This window comes from Tardiphaga sp. 709, from assembly GCF_032401055.1.
Taxonomy (GTDB): Bacteria; Pseudomonadota; Alphaproteobacteria; order Rhizobiales; family Xanthobacteraceae; genus Tardiphaga.
Map to the genome: position 1 here is coordinate 1,326,159 of NZ_CP135529.1, position 20,405 is coordinate 1,346,563.

The window sequence follows — 20,405 nt, forward strand, 5'->3', positions numbered from 1 at the left end:
GCGTTTGTGGCCGAAAACTCTTTGCGAGGATCATCCCCATGAAACCATTGAATGTGATCGGCCTGGCCTTTGCCGCGTCGCTGCTCTCAACCGCAGCTTTTGCACAGGACATCAACGTCGCGGTCGCCGGCCCGATGACCGGCGGCGAATCGGCCTTCGGCCGCCAGATGAAGAACGGCGCCGACCAGGCCGTGGCCGATCTCAACGCCGCTGGAGGCGTGCTCGGCAAGAAGCTGGCGCTGCAGGTCGGTGACGATGCCTGCGATCCCAAACAGGCCCGTTCCATCGCCGAGAAGTTCGCAAGCTCCAAGGTGCCGTTCGTTGCCGGCCATTTCTGCTCGTCGTCGTCGATCCCGGCGTCCGAAGCCTATGCCGACGGCAACGTGCTGCAGATCACGCCGGCTTCGACCAACCCGCTGTTCACCGAACGCAAGCTCGCCAATGTGCTGCGCGTTTGCGGCCGTGACGACCAGCAAGGTCTCGTTGCTGCCGACTACATTGCCAAGAACTTCAAGGGCAAGAACGTCGCGATCCTCAACGACAAGACCACTTACGGCAAGGGTCTCGCCGACGAGACCAAGAAGGCGCTCAACAAGGCCGGTTTCACCGAAAAGATGTTCGAGAGCTACAACAAGGGCGACAAGGATTTTAACTCGATCGTCTCGCGGCTGAAACGCGATAATATCGATCTGGTTTACGTGGGCGGCTATCATCAGGAAGCCGGTCTCATTCTGCGCCAGATGCGCGACCAAGGCCTTAAGACCATATTGATGGCCGGCGATGCCATGAACGACAAGGAATTCGCCTCCATCACCGGTCCGGCCGCAGAAGGCACGCTGTTCACCTTCGGACCCGATCCGCGCAACAAGCCGACCGCGAAGGCGATCGTCGAGAAGTTCAAGGCCAAGAACATCGATCCCGAAGGCTACACGCTCTACACCTATGCAGCGTTCCAGGTCTGGTCGCAGGCCGTTGCCAAGGCCGGCTCCACCGACACCAAGAAGGTGATGGATGTGATCAAGGCCGGCGAATGGGACACCGTGCTCGGCAAGATGGCGTTTGACGCCAAGGGCGACATCAAGGCGATCGACTATGTCGTCTACAAGTGGGACGCCAAGGGCAACTACACCCAGATCGACGCGAAGGGAACCTGAGGCGCTTTCTAACCTCTCCCCGCCCCGGCGAAGTGAAGCTTCGCCAGGCGGGGCGAGGTAGAGAAAGCCTCACCCGAAATTCTGCAACACTGGAAACGTCTCCAGCAGCCAGATGCCGGCATTGGACACCATGCTGGCCGGAGTCCAGACTGATCTAGCTGTGCCGCGCAGGATGATCGCGGCATCCATCCAGAAACAGCCTGACGGCGGCAGTGACACGCTCGCGCAGCTCCTTCTCCGATTTGACGATCTTGCCGCTGAGGACCATGGCTCGCACAGGGCCATCGGCCACCGCGTAGACGAACTGCTCGGCGATGAAGCTGGCATCCCCTGATCGTATCTGTCCGTCGCGCATGGCGTTGGTGAAAATGCCGGCGATCTGCTCTCGCACGTGAAGGCCAGTCCCGTGATAGGCAGACGCCAGCTCCGGAAATTGATGTGCTTCGGCCATCACCAGCCGTTCCAGCGCAATGGCCGCCGGCGCGAGTGCGCGCTTTGAAAGCTCCAGTCCGAGTTTGACCAGGGTCGCTTCGATCGGACCATCGCGATTGGAGTCAGTGACGGCCGGCTTGAGAAGATCATTCGTCCCCTTCCGGATCACCGCCGCATACAGCGCCTCCTTGGAGGCAAAGCGGGCATAGAAGGTCTGCTTCGAGATCCGCGCTGTCGCCGCGATCAGATCGACGCTGATCGCCTCGAAACTCGACTCCAGGAAGAGTCCTCTCGCCACCTCGACGATGTGGTCGGTAATGCGCCCGGCCTGTTCCTTCGTCGGCCGCCCGCTGCTTCGTGGCGCGGCTTTGCTCGGCTTGGCCTTGGCAACAGTCATCTTGGCTTTCTCTCCGGGCATTCTCTGCGCGCTTCCCGACTGCTTTTACCACCCGGCCCGCGCAATCGATCATTCGATTTCACCGCATATAGGCTTGCGACAGCGCACGGTAGAGTATAAATAGTACGGCATCGTTTGATTAATCTTATAGAGGTAACGAAAGAGCGGCAGCCCTCGCGGGAATACGGGCTCCAGCGCTTTCGTGATCCGAGGACCAGATATGAGACAGATGACATTGGCTTCCCGAATAGTTGTGCGTGCCGTTATCGCCGTAAGCCAGATGGCTCTCGTCAGCCCCGTCGCGGCAGCACCAGCCGATCCGAGCGGCACATGGCTCACAGAAGATGGCCGCGCGCGCATACGCATTGAACGCTGCGGATCGAAGCTGGAGCAGATTTGCGGCTATATCGTCTGGGCCAAAGAGCCCAACGACGCGAATGGGCAACCACTCAAAGACCTGAACAATCCGGACAAGACGAAGCAATCCCGACCCGTTCTCGGTCACCAATTGATCATGGGCCTGAAGCTCAACCCGGCGGGGCGCTTTGAAGGCCAGATCTACAATGCAGAGAACGGCAAATCCTACGAGATTTCGCTGTGGCGTGAGGCGATCGACCTGAAGGTCAAGGGCTGCATGATGTCGATTTTCTGCGCCACGCAGACCTGGACTCAAACCACGAATGCCTTGCCCGGACAGTTGGTGGGCATGACAGGCGATCCGAACGGCCCCAAGGCCGATAAAGAGTGGATGCAGACGGCCCAGGCGAAGCCGCCAACCACGACACGACCCAGCAAATAGCAGCTGCGGAGCTTCCGATACCACGTCGTATCGGTGCGGCCGCCTTCATTCACGTTGATCCCAAATATCGAAACTGGAGTTTGAGATGTACACACTCTCGCGGGTGGACCGTCTGGCGGTCCTCGCGCTCTGCGCTGCCTTGGCGGGATGCGCAAGTATAGCACCGGTGCCCTATTCGGATGTCGCTTCGTCGTCCCAACTGGCACCGAATCCGTCCGATACGTCGGGACGTATTCCGTATCGCTACTCCACCACTGTAGATTGGCGCTCCTACAACAAGGTCATCATCGAACCGATCGTGATTTATCGGGGCGTGGATCAGCAATTCGGCGACATGACCGAAGAAGACAAGGCATCGCTTGCCCGCACGATGCAGGCGCGGTTCGCGGAGAAGCTGGGCAGCCGCTTCGCGCTCGCAAATCAGCGGGGGCCAAATACACTACGTGTGAGGCTGACCCTGACTGGCGCCGTCAAGACCACGCCGGTGCTCGGCACCTTGTCGCGGATCGACGTCGGAGGCCTCGTCTACAACGGCGTGCAAGCCGCCCGCGACGGCGAGGGATCGATGACGGGCTCTGTCATCTATGCCGTCGAGATCTTCGATGCCGCGACGTCCCGCCTGCTTAGCGCATTCGTCACCAAGCAATATCCGAAGCCGACCAACATCAAGGCAACCGTCGGACCGCTGACGGCGGCAGAAACCGGGATCGACCAGGGCGCAGATGCGCTGATTGCACAAATGAGATGATGCCACGTCGTATCGGCTTCGTCCCCGTCGCTTGATCAGAACAGCGGTGCACGGGAACACGATTTCATCTGCTACCAACAAACCGTTGGGTCTCGATAACGACGACATGCCAATGACCAAGAGCCAGCCTCGCAGCCTGGCTCTTGGTCAGATCACGGCTCGATGCAGATTGACAACGATCAGCCATGGATCAGCTTGAACAGGTCAGAAATGATAGTTCACACCGACGGTGATCGTTTGGAATTTCTGGGTGCGATCCGGCAAGTCATCCTTTTTGAGGTTCCTGTAGAGATCGGTGTAGAGATATTCGACCTTGGCCGACCAGTTCTGCCGAAAAGCCCATTCAACGCCGCCACCAGCGGTCCAGCCAATGCGCATCTTGTCGATCCCTGAGTCCTTCACCTCTCCGAAAGCCATGCCGCCGGTGCCGTAGACGAGCAGATGTGAATCCATGAACGTGACGCCCGCACGACCGCGGCCGGTCCCGTAGAACGGCAAACTCACTTCGTTGATGCCATTGCGGCTCGTCTTGAGACCCGAAGCCATGAAGTCGTTTTCGATGCCGACCACGAACCGCGACGAGACCTGATAGTTGTAGCCGACCTGAAGGCCGCCAACTACGCCATCGGCCTTGCCGCCGCTCGTTCCCAGATAGCTGTTGAAAGCGTCAGTACCGCTGAAACCGCCGCCCACACTGGCGCCGGCGTAGAAGCCGGTCCACGAAAAGGCTGCCGGCAGCGCCGGCGCATAAACCGGATCGGCCTTGCGATACGGCAGATCCGCCGCATGCACGGCGCCCGCAGCAAGGGCAACCGCCAGGACCAAAGCAGAAGTCGTCTTCCAGTTGTTTATCGAATTTTCGAGGGTCATGGACCCGGTCTCCCCACATTGCTGATCACCCAAGCTCGAAAATGACCGCCGGCCATTAATCAAACTATATCGTACCATTAATCTCGACCGTCTGAGACTGCAAGCCGAAATGCAAGGCATCGGGTGATCGAAGCGCACTCGGTCGAAGGTCACGTCGTCAGCCCTGCTGGGCGCCGAAGCCGCCCAATGCATCTCGATGGATTAGACGAGACATCGCTTCCCGATCACCGCGCACCCATGCGCGACGCATAAGGCTGACGCCGACGGCGCGGCCACGAACATGCCGGAGCTGGACACGCTGTCGGCATTCGATATCGGGGATCTGGTCTATAATGGCGCGGGACGCCGTGATGGCGAGACAGCGATGACAGGTTCGGCGATTGATGCGCCTAGCCGAAATTCTGCAGTGCGGGAAACGTCTCAAGCAGCCAGATGCTGGCATTCGAGACGGCACCGGTGAGAAACGCGATGCCGGTGATCACCATCAGCACGCCCATGGCGCGCTCGACATGGACGAGATGTTTCTTCATGCGCGCGAACACGCTGGAGAATTGCTCCACCATGAAGGCCGCAATCAGGAACGGGATGCCGAGGCCGAGGGAATAAACCGCGAGCAGCCCTGCGCCCTTGGTCACCGTTGCTTCTGCCGCCGCCACCGACAGGATCGCCGCAAGGATAGGTCCGATGCACGGCGTCCAGCCAAACGCAAAAGCCAGCCCCATCACATAGGCGCCCCACAGTCCCACGGGCCTTGGCATGCTCAGACGTCCCTCGCGCATCAACAGCCCGATGCGCGTCAGGCCAAGAAAATGCAGACCCATCAGGATGATCAGGATGCCGGCAACGATTGACAGTTCCGCCGCATAGGAGCGGATCACGCTGCCAACCAGGCTGGCGCTGGCGCCGAGCGCCACGAACACCGTGGAGAAGCCCAGCACAAACATGCCAGCCGAGATCATCACCGCACGCTTCGAGGCCGCTTCCTGCTCGTCATCGGCAATATGCTCGATGGTCGCGCCCGTGAGATAGATGAGATAGGGCGGCACCAGCGGCAGCACGCAGGGCGACAGGAATGAGACAATGCCGGCAATCAATGCGGCGGGGATCGTGACATCGGAGATCATGCGGCTAGATGCACTGCTGACATGACGGGATGCAAGCGGGATGGATCAAATGCCCGCCACTTCCGGCTGTTGTGATCGTGCGTGATCGGTTGACCGGGCAGCCCTGCTGCGGTCTGGTCGGGCCAAGAGGGAACCGCCATGAAGAACCTGCTCACCGATATCGCCGGCGTTCGCGTCGGCCACGCGGACGACGCCCAACTGGCCTCCGGCGTCACCGCCATCCTGTTCGACAAGCCGGCCGTGGCCTCCGTGGACATCCGCGGCGGCGGACCCGGCACGCGCGAAAGCGCCCTGCTCGATCCTGTGAACACTGTGGACGCCATCCACGGCCTCGCGCTGGCCGGCGGCTCGGCCTTCGGGCTCGAAGCCGGCGGCGGCGTGCAGGCCTGGCTCGCCGAACAGGGCCGCGGCTACCAGATCGGCAATGCCGTCATCCCCATCGTGCCCGGCGCGATCCTGTTCGACCTGCTCAATGGCGGCGACAAAGCCTGGGGCCGCTTTCCGCCCTATCGCGATCTCGGCTATGCCGCCGCGGCAGCAGCCAGCGATGACTTCAAGCTCGGCAGCGTCGGCGCGGGGCTTGGCGCCACGACAGTCAACTATAAAGGCGGCCTCGGTTCGGCCTCCGCCGTCACGCCGTCGGGCGTACGCGTTGCCGCACTCGCTGCGGTCAATGCGGTCGGCAGTGTCACGATCGGCGATGGCCCACACTTCTGGGCGGCGCCCTTCGAAGTCGGCAACGAGTTCGGCGGACACGGCATGCCGAACAAGTTGAAACCCGAGATGCTGGCGATGCGTATCAAGGGCGGACCGGCAGCAACGTCGATCGAGAACACGACACTTGCCGTCGTTGTTACCGACGCGATCCTGACCAAGGCGCAGGCACGGCGTCTCGCCATGATGGCGCAGACCGGATTTGCGCGCGCGATCTATCCAGTACACGCGCCGCTCGATGGCGACATCGTGTTTGCGGCCGCGACGGGCGAGAAGCCGATCGATCCGCTGGTGGGTTTGACCGAACTCGGCATGATCGCGGGTAATGTGATCGCCCGCGCCATCGCGCGCGGCGTGTATGAAGCGACGGCGCTCCCGTTTGCCGGCACGCTTCCGGCATTTCGCGACCGGAACTAGGTCATCGCTGCGCAACCAATCGCGCCGGTAATCGTTTCTACCCAGGAGACATTTCGGAGGATTGCGATGCCGTCGAGTGCAATTCGACATCTCGCTTACGATCCGGTGAGTCGCGAACTACGCATCACCTTCACCAGCGGTCGTCGGTATGCTTATGCGCAGGTGCCGCCGGAAGTTCACGCGGCCTTCAGCAGCGCCGCATCACGCGGTGCATTTTTCAACCACCGCGTCCGCGATCGTTTTACCTATCGTGAACTGCCACGTTCGGGATCAGAACGCCGATCAGGCGCTGATCGCCAGCGTCGACTTCGCATTTGAAATTTGCTGCGCCTGACGCGCGATCATCTTCTCAATCGCGTTATAGGACGAGCTTGCGGTCGATGTCGTCGTGGACGACGCCGGGACGGCTGTGGTCGACGTCACCGTCGATCCGTCCGCATATGCGATAGATGTCGTGGTACTGCCATCAGCATTTACCGTGGTCGTTGTGGTCGAACCGGCAGTGTCGGAGCCACTACCAGATCCACCGCCCATACCGCCGCCGCCAGCGTGATGTGCCTTGCCGCCATTCAGCGCCGGGCTCAGTTCATCGATATTGACCGAGCCGTCACCGTTCTTGTCGAGCTCGGCGAATACCTTGTCGGCATTGGCGGTGTTGGTGCCGCCGGCGCCAAGTTTCTTCTCGAACTCCGCCTTGCTGATGCCGCCGCTGCCGTCGCTGTCGAGCATCCCCATCAGTCTGCTCAGCGCTTCAGATCGTTTCGCCGAAGAGGCTGCCGTCGCGGGCTGGCTCTGGGCATCGAGCAGCGTACTCATGGTGCCCGGGGCCAGCTTGTAGGAACTGTTCGTGCTGCTGGTGGCGGAGGTTGCCGTCGATGACGTGGCGCTCGTCGCCGTCGTGCTGGCGACATCGAACGGGCTGGCAGTCTTCTGGGTGACACCGGTCGTGGTGGTCGCGGCCTTCGACTTCGACTTGGTGAGTGCCTGCAGCGCATCGATCGCGGTGGTGGCAGCAGCAAGGGCTGGCAGCATCGTCAAATTCCTGATCATGCCGCAGCGTGCGGCGTGAATTCCCTGGGGAATACGGAGCAAGCCCCATGCCAGCGAAAAAAGTTCGATAAAACAACGGCCTTGGTCGCACGGGCCGCGCGCGTTTCCCGGCAAATCGTGCCCTTGCGGCAGAATGTGCCGGGACTATCCTGCTGCAGCGCGTCGATGACGCGGCCGTGGCTGGCGCGTTGCCCGTCCCCCGGCCCCATGTTACGCGAGGCGGTCCATTCGCCGCCGCCCAAAAATGTTCAGGAAACCCCGATGTCCCAGAGCTTCACGCCCCGCCCGCTGGTGATCGCCCCGTCCCTTCTGGCAGCCGATTTCGCAAGGCTTGGCGAAGAGGTCCGCGCCGTGGATACCGCCGGCGCCGACTGGATGCATCTCGACGTGATGGACGGCCATTTCGTGCCGAACATTTCCTACGGCCCCGACGTCATCAAGGCGATGCGCCCGCACACGACAAAGATCTTCGACGCGCATCTGATGATCGCACCATGCGATCCCTATCTCGAAGCCTTCGCCAAAGCCGGCTGCGATCACATCACCGTCCACGCCGAGGCAGGCCCGCATCTGCATCGCTCGCTGCAGGCGATCCGCAATCTCGGCAAGAAGGCCGGCGTCTCGCTCAATCCCGGCACGCCGCTCTCGGCCATCGAATATGTGATCGATCTCGTCGACCTCGTGCTGGTGATGTCGGTCAATCCCGGCTTCGGCGGTCAGGCCTTCATTCCGTCCGCGCTCGGCAAGATCTCGGACCTCCGCGCGATGACCGCGGGCCGCCCGATCGATATCGAAGTCGATGGCGGTGTGTCCGCTGCAGTCGCCGGGCAACTCGCGGCGGCAGGCGCCAATGCCTTCGTCGCCGGCTCGGCCGTGTTCAAGGGCGGCACGGTGGAAAGCTACAAGGCGAATATCGACGGCATCCGCGCGGCGGCAGCGAATGCCCGCGGCGAGATGGTGTAGCGCTCTCCGGATTCACATATCAAACAGCCACGCTTCCGCAGTCTCGCGGCTCGATGAGCCCGAGTTTTTCGGATAGTCTCCCCTCGAAACGATGAGGGGTGGCGACGCGCCTGACAGCGCGAAGGTGGTTTTTGTCGCGATCCGCTCCACCGGAACGCCGGCAAGCTGCAACCGCGCAACGCCATCAGGCGCGCCACCGCGACGTTTTTTTAGCTTCGGGACCGTTCTTCCGGGTAAAGGGCAGAGCTCCGCACTCCGCTTATCCCGACGATTTCGCGCCGTTCACCAATACCACGTCCAGCCAGCATGAGTGGCAGAGCCCCGTAGTGGGCCCGGACGGTGACCCCAAGCCTCCCGAGTGCGCGGGGTACGTCACCCCACGTCCGCAGGCGCCGCATCCTGTCCCACTTCAAGACGCCTCTAGAAGCGCCCTCGCGAACCGGACAAATTGGATAATAGTCTCTTAAAGGAATATTGTCAACGGCCGCGAAGGCCGATATGCGCATGAACTTTGCTCCGCGTAGCGCGACCAACCGGGATGACACAGCATTCAATCGCCGGCTTTCGCCGCCTCCTGTTCGCTCCCCTGCTCTCGCTCGCCCTGCTAGGCACGGCGCAGGCCGGCGACGCCGCCGCGCGCAAAGTGATCGGCTTCTCGCCGGACGGCGCGCATTTCGCCTTCGAGCACTATACGCAGCTCTATGATGCGACCGAGATCGTCGCCGAGATCCAGGTGATCGACACGCGCACCGACGACTTTGCGAAGGGCACGCCCTTCTCCATTCGCACCAAAGACGATGACGAGCGCGAGTTGGACGCTGTACGCGCCGAGCTGATGGCCAAGGCCAAGCCGCTGCTGGGCAAACTTGGTATCACCGAGCCCGGCACGCGCTTCGCCGGCAAACCGTCGATGGATCTCGACGAGATCGGCATCTATCAGATGGACCCGAAGCCGCTCGCCACCACGCAGGCCGTCACTTTGCCGGACGGCCGCAAGCTGGTGCTGACGATCTCCGATCAGGCGCTCGGCAAGGCATCATGCTATGGCGCCGGAGGCCGCGGCACCACTGGCAGCGTCATCGTCACCGGCATGACACTGCAACTGAGCATCGACGGCGCCGCGCCCGTCACCCTGCAGCAGGACAAGCAACTGCCGAAGCGACGCCGCTGCGTCACCGCCTACGGGATCGCCGAGGTCTATCATCACCAGGCCAAGGACGGCGCGCAGACGCTGGCTGTGCTGGTGGAGACGGTGGATGCCGACGGCTTTCATGCCGGGCCGAACAGGCGTTTCATGGCGGTGACGACGAGGTTGCTGAAACCGTAAATTCGGCAGCCGCGGCTGCCCGAATGAGCGAAGTGACATCCCGAAGCAACCTCTCGCGAGTAGTGCCTGTTGCTTCGCGCGATGGTGTCACGCGAAGCGTAGGGTGGATTAGCAGGAGGCACAATCCGCCGAGCCTCAGCAAGAGAAGCCGGACTGTGCCGAGCTAATCCGCCCTACGAGCTGAGCCACCAAAAAGTTCGGTTGGAATGGTCATTTTAGTATTCTTGTATTCAGTCTTTCGTGGCGAGGCGCTACGCAACAAAATCTGCATAACTTCGTTCAACCTATCTTCGGTCCAAAGATCGAAGATGTCGTGCTTTGGATTGAACATATTTGCGAAGAAGCGATTCGATTGTTCTTTGCTTGGATCTTTTCCTGAGAACTCATCGAAGTAATACCGGCGAGCATGCCACGCGATTAAATCTGCTGCCTGTAAAGGCAATGCTTCTTCGTCTTTAGCATGCCGACACACAACTCTCTGACTTGCGGGGGCGCTACTGCCATGCACTTCTCGTATTCAGACGTGAGCAATGCCTTGTCTACATCCTGTGTATCAAAAACAATCTCAAGCTTATCATCCAATTTTAGCCGGTGAGTGAGCTTAAGTAAGTTCACAATGACGCCGAAGAACGACAGGAAATACGGCCTGTCTAATATATCTGGATTGAACTTTCCCTTCATTAGCCTTTGATACGGCTCAAGCGGTATAACTGAAACAATACCATGCATCGCATATCGGTTTATTGCTTCGATGAAAGACTTTAATCGCGCGTCGCGCTGGTCGTCAGTCCATCCGTGAAAGCTCGTATTCGGAACTCTATTTCGATAAATATCCTTGGTTTTAAGAACACCAATGCGCGACGGTTCTTGGCGGTCTAGAATGACTTGCCATTCTTTTGAAAAGGCAGCCCATTGCTCCGCCTTTGCCACGTAACCAGCCAGCACAAACACTGGTGAATTGCCGTCCCAACCGCTGTCATCAATAAAGGCTTGAAGCATACGCTCCTCCTCAAAGCGGAGGCATTATATCGACCACCACCCTTAATTGCATCCCATCTAGTTATTCCATCCCCCGCCCCAATCTGCTAAAGCGCGGCGTAATCCCCCAAACGTCAGAGTGCGCAATGATCCCTCGCTATACCCGTCCGGAAATGGCCTCCATTTGGGAGCCGCAGACCCGCTTCAAGATCTGGTTCGAGATCGAGGCGCATGCCGCCGATGCGCTGGCGGAACTGGGCACCATTCCGAAGGATGCAGCGAAGACGATCTGGGCCAAGGCCAAGGATGCGACCTTCAATGTGGAGCGCATCGACGAGATCGAGCGCGAGACCAAGCATGACGTGATCGCCTTCCTGACCCACCTCGCCGAAATCGTCGGCCCGGAAGCGCGCTTCGTGCATCAGGGCATGACCTCGTCGGATGTGCTCGACACCTGCCTCAACGTGCAGCTCACGCGCTGCGCCGATATCCTGATCGCCGATATCGACCGCCTGCTTGCGGCGCTGAAGACCCGCGCCTTCGAGCACAAGATGACGCCGACCATCGGCCGCTCGCATGGCATCCATGCCGAGCCGGTCACTTTCGGTCTCAAGCTCGCTTATGCCTATGCCGAATTCACGCGTAACCGCGAGCGCCTCGTCGCCGCGCGTAAGGAAGTCGCGACCTGCGCGATCTCCGGCGCCGTCGGCACCTTCGCGCAGATCGATCCGCGCGTCGAAGAACATGTCGCGAAAGCAATGGGCCTCGTGCCGGAGCCGATCTCGACCCAGGTGATCCCGCGCGACCGCCACGCGATGTTCTTCGCCACGCTCGGCGTCATCGCCTCGTCGATGGAACGCCTTGCGGTGGAAATCCGCCACATGCAGCGCACCGAAGTGCTGGAAGCCGAGGAGTTCTTCTCCGAGGGCCAGAAGGGCTCGTCGGCGATGCCGCACAAGCGCAACCCGGTGCTGACCGAGAACATCACCGGCCTCGCCCGCATGGTGCGCGCCTATGTGACGCCGGCGCTGGAAAACGTGGTGCTGTGGCACGAGCGCGATATTTCGCACTCCTCAGCCGAGCGCATGTTCGGCCCCGACGCTACCGTGACCCTCGACTTCGCGCTGAACCGCATGGCCGGCGTGATCGAGAAGCTTCTCGTGTATCCCGCCAACATGCAGAAGAACCTCGACCGCCTCGGCGGCCTCGTGCATTCGCAGCGCGTGCTGATCGCCCTGACACAGAAGGGCGCATCGCGCGAAGACAGCTACAAGCTCGTGCAGCGCAACGCCATGCCGGTGTGGCGCGGCGAAGGCGACTTCCAGACACTGCTAAAGAACGATCCCGAGGTGAAGAAATATCTCACCGACGACGAGATCTCCGAAAAATTCGACCTCGGCTATCACCTCAAGCATGTGGACACGATCTTCAAGCGCGTGTTCGGATCGGCGAACTGAGGCGACTTGCCCAAACTCGTCATTCCGGGGCGCTCGCTCTTGCGAGCGAACCCGGAATCTCGAGATGATGATCTACCATTTCGAGATTCCGGGTCTGCGCTTCAGTCGGCTTCGCCGACATACGCGCATCCCGGAATGACGAGTTTGGTATCAAATCCCCACGTTATCGCCGTATGCCTGCGCCGCGGCCATCACTTCAGCAAGACGCCAAGCCTGAGCATTCGCCTGCTCAGCGGCCTCGGCGTCGAAGGCGACGGCCATATGGGCGCATTGGTGCAGCATCGCTACGACCGCCGCCGCGATCCCGCCAAGCCGAACCTGCGCCAGGTGCATCTGATCCCCTCCGAGCTATTCGACGAATTGCGCGCCAAGGGGCTCACGATCCAGCCCGGCGATCTCGGCGAGAATGTCACCACATCGGGGATCGAACTTGCAGCACTGCCGACCGGCACGCGGCTGCATCTCGGCGCGAGTGCCGTGATTGAACTGACCGGCCTGCGCGAGCCCTGCGTGCTGATGGACCGCTTTCAGCAGGGGTTGAAGGCAGCGACGCAAGATCGCGATGCGAATGGCCGCGCCGTGTACAAAGCCGGCGTGATGGCGATCGTGGTGTCGGATGGCGAGGTTGTGCCGGGCGATGCGATTGAGACTGTATTGCCGGAAGGTAAGCAACGGCCATTAGAGCCGGTGTAGCCAACCGCGAGCGCGGTAAGCTCCCTCTCTCCGCATCTTGCGCGGGGAGAGGGGTGGGGTGAGGCATTGGCCTGTTCTATGCGTATCGTTTTCGGATCGAAGATTCCGATCCGAGAGAGCGCAACAAGCGGTGAGCGCGTGCCATGCCCCTCACCCGGCCGCGAAGTCGCGGCGACCTCTCCCCGCGCAAGATGCGGGGAGAGGTAAGAAGCCGCCCTTCCCGAAAAAGCCAGAATGCCCCTGTCTTGATTGCCAGACCCGCAGCAACTCCGCAGTAACCATCCTCCCCTAGGCTCTCATGATGCCGACGCGTCCCACCATCCTTGTGTTCGACTCCGGTCTCGGCGGCCTCACCGTCCAGCGCGAGATCGCCAAGGCGCGGCCGGATGCCCGCTATGTCTATGTGGCGGATGACGCGTTCTTTCCCTACGGCCAGCACACCGAGGAGGCGCTGATCGGCCGCGTGGTGCCGTTGATGGGCGAGCTGATCGCTGCGCACCGGCCGGACCTCGTGGTGATCGCCTGCAACACGGCCTCGACGCTGGTGCTCAGCCATCTGCGCGCCGCCTATGCCGTGCCCTTTGTCGGCACCGTGCCGGCGATCAAGCCGGCCTGTGCGCGCTCGGTCAGCAAGCGCGTCTCCGTGCTCGGCACGTCGGGCACCGTGAAGCGCGAATATACCCAGACGCTGATCCGCGAATTCGGCGGCGGCTGCATCGTCACGCTGGTCGGCTCCGCCGAACTTGCCGCACTGGCGGAAGGCGCACTCGGCGGCCAAGGCATCGACGACGCCGACCTGTTTCGCGAGATCGCGCCCTGCTTCGTGCAGGACGCCGCCGGTGCCCGCACCGACACCATCGTGCTCGCCTGTACGCATTATCCGCTGTTGCTTGACCACCTCAATCGCATCGCGCCTTGGCCGGTGGCATGGATCGATCCGGCTCCCGCCATCGCACGCCGCGTGGTCGGCCTGATCGGAGATCATCAGCCCGGCGTGCCGCCCGGCGATGCCGTGCTGCTCTACACCTCCGGCAAGCGCCATGCCTGGCCGGAAGCGCTGGCGCCGTTCTTCGGCGGACAGGTCGCGGCATAGCGAGCGCTCGACTTTCCCTTGCGCGCTGCTAGCTTTGCGGCGCGCCGTTCCGAAAAGAGAACGGCAAAGGGAGACCAGCATGCTCGATACGAATTTTCTGAAGAATGGCCTTCTCAAGACACTGCTCGTTGGCGCGGCGATCACGGCCTGCGCCGGTGCTGCCAGTGCACAAGGCATCAAGCGCACGCCGCTGCAGGACGTCAAATATCCCGCCGGCCATCGCATCGTGACGGTCGTGGCTGAGCTCGGCCCGAACCAGCTCGCCGGCCGCCATACCCATCCGGGTGTCGATACCGGTTACGTCCTCGATGGCGACGCGACGCTGATCGTCGAGGGCCAGCCGGACAAGGCCCTCAAGGCCGGCGATTCCTATGCCGTCCCGGCCGGGATTCCGCATGACGTGAAGACCGGCGACAAGGGCCTGAAGATCATGGCAGTCTATGTCGTGGAAGACGGCAAGCCGCTGGCAACGCCCGCGCCGAAATAACAGGATTCCATTTGACGATGACGACCCCCGCGCCATTTCACGATCTCAAGCAGAAATGGCGCGAGGGCCGCCCCACTTTCGGGGCCATTGCCACCATCCCGAGTATCCAGACCGTGCGCATCATGGCGCAGACGCTGGACTGGATCATCGTCGATCTCGAACACGGCCCGATCGATCTCAACACCGCCCACGGGATGATCATGGCCACCGCGGGCACGCCCTGCACGCCGCTGGTGCGGATCGCCGCCAACGAGCCGTGGCTGGCGAAAGCACCGATGGATTTCGGCGCGATGGGCATCAACTTCCCGATGATCAACAGCGCCGACGATGCCTATAAGGCGGCCCGCAGCCTGCGCTATCCGACCCAGGGCGAGCGGCTGTGGGGACCATTCCACGCGCCATTCCGCTGGAACGTGGGCATGCCCGACTATATGGCGCGCGCGGACGACAGCATGATCTGCATGATCACCATCGAGCATGTCGATGCGGTGAACCGGATCGGCGAGATCATGGCCACACCGGGCATCGACATCGCGGTGATCGGCGTCGGCGACCTCGCCACATCCATCGGCAAACGCGGCCAGCCGGGCGATCCCGAGGTGCAGGCGCTGGTGGCAAAGGCCGAAGCGGGAATCCTCAGGTCAGGCGTCCCGCTGGGCGGCGCGGCGCTGAACGCCGATATGGGCAACGCCATGATCGAGCGGGGCTATGTGGCCCTGGCGCTGGGATTCGATTGGTCACTGTTCCAGCGCGGAATCGCCGCCGGCTTCGAGGGCATCAGGCGGTAAAACTGCCCTTTCGAGGCCGATTTTGCGTCGAAATCGGCAGGATTGGCGCTATAAGCCCGCCAAACGGCAAAAGCCTGTCTTTCAATTGACATAACCGGGCCTTCGCCCTAGAAACCGCCTTGCTCGCGGGCCGTTTTCGGCCCGCGAAGCGTTTCGCACCCGTGGTTCTCCACCCAGCTTTGGGAATGAACCTGTCGGTGCCGAGATTTTCCAGACTCTGGACTGATCACGGCACACAGGAGGGCGCGTCTCCTCACATCCACCAAAAGAGCCATCGCTTCGCGATGGCTGACAAAACCGAGGACGCGATGACAAAGCGTAGTGAAGCTAAATACAAAATCGACCGCCGTATGGGCCAGAACATTTGGGGTCGTCCCAAGTCTCCGGTCAACAAGCGTGAATACGGCCCCGGCCAGCACGGCCAGCGCCGCAAGGGCAAGCTCTCCGACTTCGGCACGCAGCTGCGCGCCAAGCAGAAGCTGAAGGGCTATTACGCCAACATCTCCGAGCGCCAGTTCCACTCCATCTATGTGGAAGCCGGCCGTCTCAAGGGCGACACCGGTGAAAACCTGATCGGCCTGCTCGAGCGCCGCCTCGACACCGTCGTGTATCGCGCCAAGTTCGTCGCCACCATGTTTGCGGCCCGTCAGTTCATCAACCACGGCCACATCAAGGTGAACGGCAAGCGCGTCAACATCGCGAGCTACCTCGTGAAGGTCGGCGATGTCATCGAGATCAAGGAAGCCTCCAAGCAGCTCGCTTTCGTTCTGGAAGCCAGCCAGCTCGGCGAACGCGACACCCCGGATTACGTCGAAACCGACCACAGCAAGATGACCGCCAAGTTCATCCGCATTCCGCAGCTGTCGGACGTTCCCTTCGCCGTGCAGATGGAACCGCATCTGATCGTCGAATTCTATTCGCGCTAATTTCTGACAGCGCATACGAGATCAAGGCCCCGGATTTTCCGGGGCCTTTTTTGTTTGGCGCCAATGCATGACCTGGCGTTAAAAACGCCGTCATGGCCGGGCTTGTCCCGGCCATCCACGCCTTTAAGCTCCGCCAAAAAATACGACGTGGATGCCCGGGACAAGCCCGGGCATGACGACTGAGAGATTTCGCATGCCCTTCACCCCTGCTCGCCCCGATCCATCACAGCCGGCGGTTCGCATCAATCTGCTGTCGGACACACAGACGAAGCCCACGCCTGCGATGCGCGCGGCGATGGCTGCGGCAGATGTCGGCGATGAGCAGGTCGGCGACGACCCCACCGTCAACGCACTCTGCGACCGCGTCGCCGAACTGCTCGGCAAGGAAGCCGCAGTGTTCATGCCATCGGGTACCATGTGCAATGTCGCCGGCCTGCTGGCGCATTGCCGGCCCGGCGACGAGATCCTCGCGCATCGCACTGCGCATATCCTCTCGCGCGAGGGCGGCACCCATGCCGCTCTTGGCGGCTTCCAGATTACCGGGCTCGACGGCGCCGACGGCAAGTTCACGCCAGATGCGCTGCGCGCCGCATTGCATCCGCGCACGCGCTACGAGGCAGCGCAGACCGTGGTCAGCGTCGAACAGACTGCCAATATCGGCGGCGGCACCATCTGGTCGAAATCCGATCTCGCAGCGATCGTCACCATCGCGCGTGACCGCGGCCTTGCTACGCATATGGATGGCGCGCGACTGATGAATGCCTGCGTCGCCACCGGTATCGGTGCGAGCAGGATGTCCGACGGCTGGGACTCGGTGTGGATCGATTTCAGCAAGGGGCTCGGCGCGCCGATCGGAGCCGTGCTCGCCGGCGCGCGCGACTACATTGATGCAGTGTGGCGCTGGAAGCAGGGATTGGGCGGCTCGATGCGCCAGGCCGGCATCGTTGCCGCCGCCTGCATCCACGCGCTGGACCATCACGTCGAGCGCCTCGCCGACGATCACGCCAATGCGCACGCGCTGGCGCGCGGACTGGCCCAGATCGACGGAATCGCCGTGCAGCAGCCGGAGACCAATCTCGTGTTCTTCGATCCCGCGGGCGCAGGCATCAGCGGTGCTGCTATGGTGAAGGCCTTGCGTGCGAAGGGCGTATTGCTCGCCACCATGGACGGCCGCATCCGCGCCTGCACGCATCTGGATGTCAGTGCGGACATGATCGAGGAGACGCTGGGATTGATCAGGGACGTGGTGCGCGGGATTTAACCTCTCCCCGCTCGCGGGGAGAGGTCGGGTTGCGAGCGAAGCGAGCAATCCAGGTGAGGGGGAGCCAGCGAGTAAAACACTGGCTCCCCCTCACCCGTCGCGGACTACGTCCGCGCCACCCTCTCCCCGCAAGCGGGGCGAGGGAGCTACAGTGCTCGTTACTCCAGCGCCTCGGCGATGATCTTCCGCACGTCGATCTCCATCCGCACCCGCTGCGAGGGTGCCTGCGTCATCACCAGCACGAACATGTCGTTCTTCGGATCGACCCAGAAGAACGTGCCGCCAACACCGTCCCAGCGATATTCGCCGATCGGGCCGGGCTCGCTGGCAAGCTCCTTGGTGCGCACCGCAAACCCGAGGCCGAAGCCGCTGCCGGCGCCCGGGAAATAATAATAATCACGTTTCACGCCGCTCTGCGGGCCGACGTGATCGCGCGTCATCTCTGCCACTGTTTCCGGTTTGAGATAGCGCTTGCCGTCAAGCGTGCCGCCATTGAGCAGCATCTGCAGGAAGCGCGCATAATCCGAGATCGTGCCGACCAGACCGGAGCCCCCCGCCTCCCATTGCATGACCTCCGCGGGATCGTGCATGCCGATCACCGGCCCGACCATGCGATCTCCCGGGAACGGCTCCGCCACACGCGAGCGCCGTTCGCCATCGGTGATGTAGAACGAGGTGTCCCGCATCCCCAATGGACCGAACAGCCGTTCCTCCAGGAAATGATAGAGCGACTGGCCGGACACCACTTCGATGACGCGGCCGAGAATGTCGGTGGAATGGCCGTAGTCCCACAGCGTGCCGGGCTGCTCGGCGAGCGGAAGCTGCGCGATGCGGTCGGCCCAGGAGGCATTGTCCCAGTCGCGGCCGAAGATATCGAGCTGCGCATAACGTTTCCGCGCGGGATCGTCGCCATAGAAACCGTAAGTGATGCCCGATGTGTGCTTGAGCAGATCGGCGATGGTGATCGGCCGTTGCAGCGGCACGAGGCCGAATGTGGCGTGTTCGTCGCCCCCGTTGGTGTCGACGCCCACCTTCGTCTTCGCGAAGGCCGGGATGTATTTCGCGACGGGATCGTCGAGGCGCAGCTCGCCGTCCTCGACCAGCATCATCGCGGCCACCGAGGTGATCGGTTTCGACATCGAATACAGCCGGAAGATCGCATCCCCCGTCATCGGATGCCCGCTGTCGAGATTGCCGAACGTATCGAAATAGACCGGCTTGCCGTGCTGTTGCACCAACACCACCGCGCCGGGAATCTTCCGCTCCGCGACCATGCCGAGAAAATAGCGATCGAGCGCCAGCAGTTTTTCGGCAGAGAATTCGCGCGCAATGGATTGCGGTTTTTCGGCCCGGGCTGGCGGCGAAGGCACGATAACGGTGCCGACGCAGCAGAGCGCCAGCAGCAGGAGTACGGCGCGCCTATTTCTCCAGCGCTTCATAGACCAACAGCTTCAAAGACCTTTGAATGCGCTGTCGCTCCGACGGCGTCTGCTCGAGCAGGATGAAGAAGAAATCCTGTTTGGGATCGATGATGAAATAGCAACCGCTGGCGCCGTCCCATTTCAGCTCGCCGAGCGATCCCGGCGGCGGCGGCTTGGCATTGCCGGCATCTGTGCGCACGGCGAAGCCATAGCCGAAGCCGAAACCGTCACCGGGGAAATAAAGATAGTCACGGCCGACACCGGAATCCTTGCCGATGTGATCGGTGGTCATGTCCTTGAACGTCGCCGCGCTCATGAAGCGCTTGCCGTCATATTCGCCGCCGTTCAGCAGCATCTGTGCGAACTTCGTGTAGTCAGCCAGCGTCGAGACCATGCCGCCGCTGCCGGATTCCCATTTCTGATAGGTGTCTGGGCGACCCTGCCTGCCGGTGCGGAAATCGCGATCCCAGGCCATCGGCTTGGCGAGCATCACTTCCTTCGACTTCTCCTTCACAAAGAAGCCGGTGTCCTTCATACCGAGCGGTCCGAGGAACGCCTGCTCCTCGTAACCGAGCAGCGACTTGCCGGTGACGACTTCGACCACACGGCCGAGAATGTCGGTGGAGTGGCCGTAGTCCCACATGGTGCCCGGCTGGTGCTCGAGCGGCAGTTGCGCGATGCGGTCGGCGAATTCCTTGTTGTCGAAATCGCCGCTGTAGATATCGGCATTGCCATAGGCGCGGCGGACCAGGCTCTCGCCATAGAAGCCGTAGGTGATGCCGGACGTGTGCAGCAGCAGATCGCGGATCGTCACCGGGCGGTTGGGCGCCACGATATCCAGCGCCTTCTCGCCATTCTCCAGCTTCTTCTCGACGCCGACCTTGGCCTTGGCGAAAGACGGAATGTATTGCGAGACGGGATCGTCGAGCTTCAGCTTGCCCTGATCGATCAGCATCATCGCCGCAAAGGACGTGATCGGCTTCGACATGGAATGCAGCCGGAAGATCGTGTCATCCGTCATCGGCTGCTTGGTGTCGGGATCGCGGACGCCGAAGAATTCCTTGTAGACCGGCTTGCCATGCTGCTGGATCAGGACAATGGCGCCAGGGATCTTGCCGTCGGCGATCTGCTTGCGGAAGAACTCGCCGATCTTGGCCAACTTCTCCTGCGAGAATTTTGCGCCGGCAGGAATGTCGAAGGTGCCTTCGGCGGCAAAGCGATCCTGGGCGAGGACGGGCGATCCGGCGAGCAACAGCGCTCCGCAGAGCAGCGCGCGTAGTCTGTGCCGCAAATTCATCGCCGCTCC

At 61.8% G+C, this 20,405-nt stretch carries 21 protein-coding genes; 14 read left to right on the forward strand and 7 right to left on the reverse strand.

Annotated elements, in window-relative coordinates; genetic code table 11:
• The first annotated feature begins 38 nt into the window (after positions 1-38).
• Positions 39-1,154: a branched-chain amino acid ABC transporter substrate-binding protein gene (locus tag RSO67_RS06980; protein ID WP_089265000.1), complete on the forward strand. Its 1,116-nt coding sequence runs from the start codon at positions 39-41 to the stop codon at positions 1,152-1,154.
• A 154-nt stretch (positions 1,155-1,308) separates the two neighbouring features.
• Here RSO67_RS06980 and RSO67_RS06985 read toward each other — a convergent pair whose 3' ends face one another.
• Complete coding sequence (locus RSO67_RS06985) at positions 1,309-1,983, reverse strand: TetR/AcrR family transcriptional regulator (RefSeq protein WP_315842888.1); 675 nt, start codon at positions 1,981-1,983, stop codon at positions 1,309-1,311.
• Positions 1,984-2,203: 220 nt separating this feature from the next.
• Between RSO67_RS06985 and RSO67_RS06990 the strand changes: the two genes are divergently transcribed.
• Positions 2,204-2,782: a DUF2147 domain-containing protein gene (locus tag RSO67_RS06990; RefSeq protein WP_315842889.1), complete on the forward strand. Its 579-nt coding sequence runs from the start codon at positions 2,204-2,206 to the stop codon at positions 2,780-2,782.
• An 85-nt stretch (positions 2,783-2,867) separates the two neighbouring features.
• Positions 2,868-3,530: a DUF3313 domain-containing protein gene (locus tag RSO67_RS06995; RefSeq protein WP_315842890.1), complete on the forward strand. Its 663-nt coding sequence runs from the start codon at positions 2,868-2,870 to the stop codon at positions 3,528-3,530.
• Positions 3,531-3,734: 204 nt separating this feature from the next.
• Here RSO67_RS06995 and RSO67_RS07000 read toward each other — a convergent pair whose 3' ends face one another.
• Positions 3,735-4,400, reverse strand: coding sequence for a porin family protein (locus tag RSO67_RS07000; protein WP_315842891.1), 666 nt, complete (start codon positions 4,398-4,400; stop codon positions 3,735-3,737).
• A 389-nt stretch (positions 4,401-4,789) separates the two neighbouring features.
• The gene (locus RSO67_RS07005; RefSeq protein ID WP_315842892.1) at positions 4,790-5,524 is read right to left on the reverse strand and encodes a cytochrome c biogenesis CcdA family protein; all 735 of its coding nucleotides are present in this window, start codon (positions 5,522-5,524) and stop codon (positions 4,790-4,792) included.
• A gap of 138 nt (positions 5,525-5,662) precedes the next feature.
• On the opposite strand from RSO67_RS07005, the gene RSO67_RS07010 reads away from it, so the two are divergent.
• Together RSO67_RS07010 and RSO67_RS07015 are read left to right on the forward strand one after the other, a co-directional pair.
• Entirely contained in the window at positions 5,663-6,655 is a 993-nt protein-coding gene (locus tag RSO67_RS07010) for a P1 family peptidase (protein ID WP_315842893.1), read from the forward strand.
• Between the two features lie 66 nt (positions 6,656-6,721).
• Complete coding sequence (locus tag RSO67_RS07015) at positions 6,722-6,973, forward strand: KTSC domain-containing protein (protein ID WP_315842894.1); 252 nt, start codon at positions 6,722-6,724, stop codon at positions 6,971-6,973.
• On the opposite strand, the gene RSO67_RS07020 is transcribed toward RSO67_RS07015, so the two are convergent.
• Positions 6,938-7,687: an EF-hand domain-containing protein gene (locus tag RSO67_RS07020; protein ID WP_315842895.1), complete on the reverse strand. Its 750-nt coding sequence runs from the start codon at positions 7,685-7,687 to the stop codon at positions 6,938-6,940. The two genes, RSO67_RS07015 and RSO67_RS07020, sit on opposite strands and share 36 nt — an antisense overlap.
• A 279-nt stretch (positions 7,688-7,966) precedes the next feature.
• Between RSO67_RS07020 and rpe the strand changes: the two genes are divergently transcribed.
• Positions 7,967-8,668, forward strand: a complete 702-nt coding sequence (gene rpe / locus RSO67_RS07025) for a ribulose-phosphate 3-epimerase (protein ID WP_315842896.1) — start codon at positions 7,967-7,969, stop codon at positions 8,666-8,668.
• Positions 8,669-9,206: 538 nt separating this feature from the next.
• Positions 9,207-9,995, forward strand: coding sequence for a DUF2259 domain-containing protein (locus tag RSO67_RS07030; protein WP_315842897.1), 789 nt, complete (start codon positions 9,207-9,209; stop codon positions 9,993-9,995).
• Between the two features lie 417 nt (positions 9,996-10,412).
• Here RSO67_RS07030 and RSO67_RS07035 read toward each other — a convergent pair whose 3' ends face one another.
• A complete protein-coding gene (locus RSO67_RS07035) occupies positions 10,413-10,994 on the reverse strand; it encodes a DUF3800 domain-containing protein (RefSeq protein ID WP_315842898.1) in 582 nt (193 codons plus the stop codon).
• A 125-nt stretch (positions 10,995-11,119) separates the two neighbouring features.
• Between RSO67_RS07035 and purB the strand changes: the two genes are divergently transcribed.
• The 7 genes from purB to RSO67_RS07070 all read left to right on the forward strand — a co-directional run bounded on the left by purB (position 11,120) and on the right by RSO67_RS07070 (position 17,678).
• Complete coding sequence (gene purB / locus RSO67_RS07040) at positions 11,120-12,430, forward strand: adenylosuccinate lyase (RefSeq protein WP_315842899.1); 1,311 nt, start codon at positions 11,120-11,122, stop codon at positions 12,428-12,430.
• Positions 12,431-12,565: 135 nt separating this feature from the next.
• Complete coding sequence (locus RSO67_RS07045) at positions 12,566-13,123, forward strand: MOSC domain-containing protein (protein WP_315842900.1); 558 nt, start codon at positions 12,566-12,568, stop codon at positions 13,121-13,123.
• Between the two features lie 301 nt (positions 13,124-13,424).
• Complete coding sequence (murI, locus tag RSO67_RS07050) at positions 13,425-14,216, forward strand: glutamate racemase (protein ID WP_092147210.1); 792 nt, start codon at positions 13,425-13,427, stop codon at positions 14,214-14,216.
• Between the two features lie 79 nt (positions 14,217-14,295).
• Positions 14,296-14,703, forward strand: a complete 408-nt coding sequence (locus RSO67_RS07055; RefSeq protein ID WP_315842901.1) for a cupin domain-containing protein — start codon at positions 14,296-14,298, stop codon at positions 14,701-14,703.
• Positions 14,704-14,720: 17 nt separating this feature from the next.
• Positions 14,721-15,491: an HpcH/HpaI aldolase family protein gene (locus RSO67_RS07060; RefSeq protein ID WP_315844187.1), complete on the forward strand. Its 771-nt coding sequence runs from the start codon at positions 14,721-14,723 to the stop codon at positions 15,489-15,491.
• A gap of 308 nt (positions 15,492-15,799) precedes the next feature.
• The gene (gene rpsD / locus RSO67_RS07065) at positions 15,800-16,417 is read left to right on the forward strand and encodes a 30S ribosomal protein S4 (protein WP_315842902.1); all 618 of its coding nucleotides are present in this window, start codon (positions 15,800-15,802) and stop codon (positions 16,415-16,417) included.
• Positions 16,418-16,610: 193 nt separating this feature from the next.
• Entirely contained in the window at positions 16,611-17,678 is a 1,068-nt protein-coding gene (locus RSO67_RS07070; protein ID WP_315842903.1) for a threonine aldolase family protein, read from the forward strand.
• Between the two features lie 158 nt (positions 17,679-17,836).
• Here RSO67_RS07070 and RSO67_RS07075 read toward each other — a convergent pair whose 3' ends face one another.
• Both RSO67_RS07075 and RSO67_RS07080 read right to left on the reverse strand, forming a co-directional pair.
• Complete coding sequence (locus RSO67_RS07075) at positions 17,837-19,117, reverse strand: serine hydrolase domain-containing protein (RefSeq protein ID WP_315842904.1); 1,281 nt, start codon at positions 19,115-19,117, stop codon at positions 17,837-17,839.
• The gene (locus RSO67_RS07080; RefSeq protein WP_315842905.1) at positions 19,098-20,396 is read right to left on the reverse strand and encodes a serine hydrolase domain-containing protein; all 1,299 of its coding nucleotides are present in this window, start codon (positions 20,394-20,396) and stop codon (positions 19,098-19,100) included. The genes RSO67_RS07075 and RSO67_RS07080 overlap by 20 nt, the downstream gene beginning before the upstream one ends.
• Positions 20,397-20,405: the final 9 nt, after the last annotated feature.